Source organism: Streptomyces tailanensis (assembly GCF_008386495.1).
GTDB lineage: Bacteria > Actinomycetota > Actinomycetes > Streptomycetales > Streptomycetaceae > Streptomyces > Streptomyces tailanensis.
In genome coordinates, this window is sequence record NZ_VTHJ01000107.1 from 1 (window position 1) to 6,586 (window position 6,586).

The 6,586-nt window shown below is 66.7% G+C and carries 5 protein-coding genes and 1 pseudogene; 1 reads left to right on the forward strand and 5 read right to left on the reverse strand.

The window, feature by feature from the left end:
• From F3T56_RS43370 to F3T56_RS43390, 5 genes and pseudogenes are all read right to left on the reverse strand, one after another.
• A pseudogene (locus F3T56_RS43370) lies at nt 1-629 on the reverse strand (family 43 glycosylhydrolase); the annotation flags it as partial.
• A gap of 4 nt (nt 630-633) precedes the next feature.
• Nucleotides 634-2,451: a right-handed parallel beta-helix repeat-containing protein gene (locus F3T56_RS43375; RefSeq protein ID WP_246204665.1), complete on the reverse strand. Its 1,818-nt coding sequence runs from the start codon at nt 2,449-2,451 to the stop codon at nt 634-636.
• 267 nt (nt 2,452-2,718) lie between these two features.
• On the reverse strand, nt 2,719-3,588 hold the full coding sequence (locus tag F3T56_RS43380) for an SGNH/GDSL hydrolase family protein (protein WP_216373086.1): 870 nt from the start codon (nt 3,586-3,588) through the stop codon (nt 2,719-2,721).
• A 34-nt stretch (nt 3,589-3,622) separates the two neighbouring features.
• Nucleotides 3,623-4,693 (reverse strand): rhamnogalacturonan acetylesterase, encoded by a 1,071-nt coding sequence (locus F3T56_RS43385; RefSeq protein WP_246204673.1) that lies wholly within the window; start codon nt 4,691-4,693, stop codon nt 3,623-3,625.
• A 68-nt stretch (nt 4,694-4,761) separates the two neighbouring features.
• Nucleotides 4,762-5,820 carry a glycosyl hydrolase 53 family protein gene (locus tag F3T56_RS43390; protein WP_149830977.1) on the reverse strand — a complete coding sequence of 353 codons (1,059 nt, stop codon included), beginning with the start codon at nt 5,818-5,820 and terminating at the stop codon, nt 4,762-4,764.
• 95 nt (nt 5,821-5,915) lie between these two features.
• Between F3T56_RS43390 and F3T56_RS46750 the strand changes: the two genes are divergently transcribed.
• On the forward strand, nt 5,916-6,083 hold the full coding sequence (locus tag F3T56_RS46750) for a hypothetical protein (protein WP_172639445.1): 168 nt from the start codon (nt 5,916-5,918) through the stop codon (nt 6,081-6,083).
• Nucleotides 6,084-6,586: the final 503 nt, after the last annotated feature.

Sequence of the window (6,586 nt, forward strand, 5' to 3'; positions counted from 1 at the left end):
GAGCGCGTCGCGACCCGGTTCTCGAACTTCCAGTTCACCAGGTCCTTGGACGAGTACACGGGGATCGAGACGAAGCTGACGTTGCCGTCGTACTTCCTCGTCGGATTGGCCCGGTAGAGCTCGGCGCCGGTGTAATGCACGCCGTACCAGTAGTAGGTGTCGCCGAACTTGAAGACCCCACCACCCTGCGAATAAATGGGGTTGCCGCTGGTGTCGTTCCAGAAGGTGTTGTTCGTGATGGTCTGGAACGTGCCCTCGTCAGCGGGCTTCAGATCGGCGGCGGCGGTCATCAGTGCCGTCTTCGCGTCGGCGACGTCCGACGTGGTGGCCGAAGTGTCGCCGGCGACCTCGGCCGCGGCGGTCAACGCCTTGGCGAAGGGCTTCCAGGAGTCAGCCGTGTACTTCGTCGGAATGCGCGTCTGGTAGTCGGACACCAGGAACTTGAGGCCGCGATCCACCACCGGTCCGGCAGCCGCCCCCTGGTCTTGGAGCTCCGTTGCCTGTCTCTGCGTTGCAGGTGCCTCCGCCGCGGCAGTGCTCGCCGAGAGCGGCGCCGCCAACGCCACGGACAACAGGGTGGCGGCGGCCAACTTCCAGTACTTCGAGACGACACGCGATCTTTGCCTCAAGAGGTCACCTTCCGTCATTCTCAAAGGCGCCGAGATCCGGCGCACTTCCGTTGAAGGGCAGTCCCACGGCGGTGCCCTTGTCGATCAGGGCACTGTTCGCCGCGAGACGGAGATGGGGCAGTACGGGCAGGCTCCCGTCGGTCTGGCGGGGCGCGTCCCAGCCGGACGTCGACACACTGTGGAACTGGGAGTCGGCCAGGGGGACGCCGAGGTTCCAGGTGTTGTACGCGGCGTTCGTGCCGCTCATGTTCGACGTTGGCGTTCCGGTGTAGGCGATGTTGTTGCGCAGGTTGCCCCGGCCGACGGCGGCGCCGCGCGAGTCGATTCCCAGCATGTTGAAGTTGGGGTGGTTTCCGTAGCCGGTGTTGTTGAAGAAGTCGTTGGCCACCGGGTGGTGGTTGGCGTAGAAGCCGGCCGCCTTGTTGAGGAACGCCACCGAGGAGCGGACGGTGTGCTTCGGCGCGTTGGCCTCGTAGTCGCCCCCGTAGCCGCCGGACTTGAAGCCGGCTCCGTTGCCGGAGGGCGTCGTCGTCCCTGGCACGTACCCGTTGCGCCAGGCCCACGAGTGCTCGATGATCACGGGCGAGTAGGTGGAGATGAGGTCGAACCCGTCATCGGCGTTCCACCACGCGCGGCAACCCCGGAACACGTTCGCGGCCCGGCCGGCCGGCGTGTAATGCGAACCGAACCCGTCGGCGTTCTCACCGGGCCCGTCGTTGCTGCGCAGGTCGTAGTTGTCATGCGCGTCCGAGTTGAGGACGAGGTTGCCGCCCCCGCCGCTGATGAACAGGCCGGTACCCATGTGGTGGTGGGTGTTGATCTGCTCGAAGATGTTGTTGCTGCCGGAGACCCAGATCCCCCAGGACTCGGCGTTGCGGTTGTTGTTCTGCGGAACGCCCTTGACTTCCAGTCCTTTGAGGTGGATCCAGCTGCTGGTGACGTTGAAGCCCTTGATGCGGCAGTTGTCCGTCATCCGCGAGAAGTCGAAGACCGGTTTCTCGCCCGGCTGGGCCCAGTACCGGATCGGGTTGCCTGAGCTGCCGCTCTTGTTCAGGGTGATCGCGTCGACCTTGGCGGTCTGGCTCGGACAGGCGCTGTTCGCGCGGGTGTAGGCGTAGGTGCCGCCCCGGAAGTAGACCGTGTCGCCTGCCTTGGCGACGGCCTGTGCACGGGCGATCGATGCCCACGGGGCGGCCTGCGTACCTGCTGCGCCGTCGTTCCCGTTCGGGGCGACGTAGTAGGTGTTTCCGGCCGCCGCGGCGCTCGCGGACGCCGAGCCGGGGGCCATGGCGACGGAACTCGCCGTGACCACCGAGATCAGGAGGGCAGGGGTGCCGAACTTCGCGGTTCTCACAGCGTCATCTCCCAAGTCAGGCCGGTAGGCCAGTTCGAATGCCTCGCGCAGTTCGTCTCGGTCGCCGATGTACCGGCCGTCCTGGGTCATGAACATGCTGGCCAGCTGGCCGAGCCGGATGCTCCAGACGTGGTGGATGTTGGGGCAGATCACCGCGCGCTCCTGGGACTTCCGCAGTTCCTTGCCCAGGGCCACGAAGCCGTCCCAGTCCGGGGCCCGGGCGGCGAGCTCCTTCGGGTCGGTGGTGATCCCGGCTTCCTGAAGCAGGTCGGCGCGGTAGAACAGCCCGGTGGGGCCGGTGTCCATGGGGAACGCGATCATCCGACCCTCGGGCGTGCGTGCCCGGGCTGCGTTGGCCGTTGGGTGGGTGGTGGAGTACGGCGCGCACGTCGTGTCCACCGGCACCGCGCACATGCCGGACTCCAGTTCCTCGCTGTGCAGTTGGCCGCCGAGGGCTCCAACTCGCACGCTGGTCCGGAACCACCGCAACTGTTGAGCCGACCAGCCGTGACTCACCCATGGAGAGGCCTCCTGTCACCACCGATGCGGAGATTGCCTCGCGGCCGTACCCTCGCCCCGGCCTCCGCCTTCGTCGCACGCCGCGGCCCGGTCGGAGCCAAGCCGCTTCCGCACGCCACCGTCAGGTAGGGACGACTGCGTCCTCGGTCTGCGGCACCGCCGTCATTGAGGCCACCCGCGAACCGACCGGCCTCGGTTCGCGCCCACCGCCGCGTGCTACCTGAGATACGCGGCGAGCGGGAGGTTCTGGCGGCGCACGTCACCGGCGACGAGCCCTGCGACCCGCTGGGCGCCGTAGGTGTCGAAGTGGGTGTGGTCGTTGCAGAAGAAGGTGCCCAGGGGACCGGTGCCTCCGTAGTCGCCGTTGTTCGGGCAGAAGTGCAGACTGTTGTAGAGCGAGACGCTGAGTGTCTGTAGGTCGATGACGGGGGCCCTGGTGGCGGATCCGGCGGCGAAGGTCTCGTTGACGAAGCCGCGGTTCTTGGTCGCTGTGCCGCCGGAGCAGGTGATGGCGGCCACCGGGGTGAGCAGCACCGGGTGCGCGCCCCGGGCCAGGGCTGCCTGCGCCATCATGGTCATCAGCTGTTGGTACCGGGCCGGGCCGACGTGCCGGGGGCAGGTCGAGGAGGAGTCGTTGATGCCGAACTGGATGAACAGGTAGTCACCGGCCTTCATTCCGGTGCTCGAGTTCAGCATCGCCTGCCAGCGAGACGAGTACGCGGTGGACGTGAGGCGGCACTCACCGTTCGAGCCCTTGGTGCTGCTCACGTTCCCCTCGTACAGCCAGGTCTGGATGCTGCGGCCTCCGACGGCCTGGTTCTTGACGGTCACGTCGCTGTTGAACAGGGCGTCGAACTGGCTGCCCCAGCCGACCGGACAACGGCCGGAACTCGGGTTGGCCATGGTGGAGTCGCCGGCCAGCCACACGGTGACCGGCGCGGCGACCGCCCGTGCGGCCGGCGCCTGGGCGCGGGAGGCACTGATGCAGTTCGTGGCGACGCGGTCCGCCGCGGATGCGGCGCTGACACCGAGGCTCGACAAGGCGATCATGAGCGCGGTCGTGATGAGAATCCGTAAGTTCCTCAACGGGTCCCTCCTTGGGACTGGCGCCGGGTGTCGGTCAGCGCAGGTACGCGGCCAGGGGCAGGCGCTGCTCGCGGATGCTCTGGAGCACCAGCCCGCCCATCTGGCTCGCGCCGTACTGCGAGAAGTGGGTGTTGTCCGTGACACCGTCGACGGATGAGCGCAGGAAGAGCTGTGCGGAGGCGGACGGGCCGAGGGACTCGACCAGCGTCTTGCTCTTGGTGGTCAGATCGATCACCGGCACGTTCTGCGCGGTGCCGACCGAGCGCATCTCGGCGGGCAGGTTCACTCCGAGGCCGTTGACGTGCAGTGCTGTAGGCGTGAGCCGGCTGCCGTTGAACTGCCGGCGGACCGGCGGGGTCACCAAAACAGGGACGCCGCCCTTCGCGCGGACCTGCGTGATCATGGAGGTGAGGTTGCTCCGGAAGGCTGACGCGCTGGTCTGCTTGTCGTTGTGGCCGAACTGGATGAAGACCGCGTCGTGTGCCTTGACCTTCGGCAGCAGGGCCGGGAAAAGCGCTGAGTTCCTCAGGAAGCTGCCCGAACTCTCCCCCGAGTCGGCGTAGTTGGCGACGGACGCTCCGGGACCCACCGCCGGCGTGATCATCTGGCCCCATCCCGTGTACGGGGCCACGGGCTGGTCGCACACGGTCGAGTCACCGGCCAGGTAGGCGACCAGCGGCTGGGGCGCGGGTTTCACGGAGACGGCCGACACCTGCGGGTTGCTCCCCGCGAACCGGATGTCCAGACCGGGGTTTCCGGTGCCGCCCTGGCCGGTCGGCTGCCCCTCCGGCTGCCGCACGTTGACCGTGAACGAGTACGTGGCGGCGGCGCCGGTCGCCGTCTTCGTCGCCGGAAGCATCAGGCGCCGGGCCTCCACCCACATGTCGGTCTCGGCGGTTGTGGCACCGCCGATGGAGACGGTCACGTCGTAGTTGCCGGGTGAGACCGCGTAGTGACACTTGATCGGCGCAGTGCCGGAACAACCGGCCGGCAGTGCCCGCGTGGCGGCATCGGCATGCGCCGCACCGGTGCCGACCAGCGTCGCGAGGGTCAGCAGACCCACTGCTCCCAGCCTGATCCCGTGCCCTTCGAGACCCAATGTCATGCCCATTACAATCACCAATCCCGTCCTTGACCGGAGAGTTGTCCGGGTTGAGGTCCGTGGCCCGTCGCTCAGGCCTGGGTGAAGCCGCTCATGATGACGGAGGGCCGCTTCGTGGCGGAGTCCCAGGCGCCCATGTTGTAACCGGTGAACGGGGACATGCACTCCGGCTCCCAGTAGAAGATGCCCTGCCCGCCGTTGGCCTTGAGGGCCTTGATGTAGGTGACCAGCGCGGCCTGGGTGGAGGAGGCGCGGTCCACCCGACCACCGAACTCGCTCTGCAGGAACGGTTTGCCGTAGGCGTCGGAGATCCTCTTCATGTTCCCCACGATCCCGGCCGCGACGTCGGTGCTGCCGTAGGAGGAGAACACCGACATGTCCCACTTGCCGCCGTTCGCGGCGAAGCGACTGAAGAACGTCGTCATCGCGTCGTACTTCTGCGGCTGGGCCAGGTGGATACACACGGTCGAGATCGGTGACACCGCCTTGACCTGGTCGTATGCGGCGTTGAGTAGTCCGGTCATCTGCGCCGGGCTGGAGACGCTGCCGACTGGGCGGCAGATTCCGCTGTTGATCTCGTTGCCGATCTGCACCCAGGTGGGGATCACGTCGTTGTTCCTCATGACCGTCATGGTCTGGTTCACGTATGTGCCCATCGCGGTGCGCATCTGGCTGTAGCTCATGTTCCGCCAGGCCGCGGGCGGGTTCTGCACGCCGACGGAGTTCCAGGTGTCGCCGAACATGTAGTCGAGCATGATCGACATCCCGGCGGCCTTGACCCGCTTGGCGAAGGCGGCCACCTCGTTGATGCCGCAGTGCCCGTTGGCCGGGTCGCTGGAAGGGTTGACGAACGTGCGCAGGCGTACGGCGGTGATGCCGTATCCCTTGAGGATGGTCAGCAGGTCTTGGGTCTGCCCGCTGGCGTTCTTCCAGGAGTAGCCGCGTGCCTCCATCTGAGGTGCCCAGCTGATGTCGACGCCCTTGACGAAGCTCGCCGCGGCCTCGGCGGGCGTCTCGAGTTCGGCGAACGCGACGGCGGTGGCGAGCGCTCCGGCGGTGGCGGTGGTGGCCTTGAGCAGGGTTCGCCGGCTGATGCGCCCGGCAACTGGTGTGGGGGGTTGCGGGGACATGGTCGGTCCTTTCCTTCCGTCGGCAGCGAGTGAGCCGTCGCGGTCGGCGGAGAGGGGGGTGGTGAGAAAGAGATTTCGAGGAGCGAGGCGGATGGGTGGAGCAACTGACTCTCAGGCTCGCGGAGTTGGTGTGGCCGCGTGCGATCCAGCCGATGCGCCTCCCTCTGTGGGGCAACAACTACGGCAGGAGTGCTTACGAGTGGCATGTGTCGAAGGGGGCGGCCTGGGCGTGCCAGGGACGCTCCTCCAGGTCAGACCTGTGAGCGATCACAGGGGGGTTGCGACGGAAGTGCGCAATCGCATCACAACGAACTTGAGGTGCATCATGCAGCTTCTCGATCGGGCATGAAGCTGTCAACCATTGCTCATCAATCCATGGAAGAAGCAGTGCGATCCTGTGGACGGGGGCTCGCCGTGCCTCGGCCGTGAGCTGTCTGAAACGGCCGGGAGTCGGCCCAGTTCAAGTGCCCTTTTAGAAGGAATGCGGCGACAGGGACAAGGCTGCGCACGGGACATCTCGTTGGCTCGCATCCGAACATGCTCGAACAGAAAAGGCCAACAGAATGCTTGACGGGCTATCAGTGAATTTCTACCCTCGCAGCGAATGGGAGCGTTCCCACACCTGTGGTCAGACCGCCGTCTCCGCGATCTTCATACCACCCCCACATCGGAGGTCATAGTGACTGACCCGCACCGGCATCCGCGCACCGCATCGCGCCCATGGCGATTCCAACGCCGGTCCAGCAATCGGCTGTTCGGCGGCCTG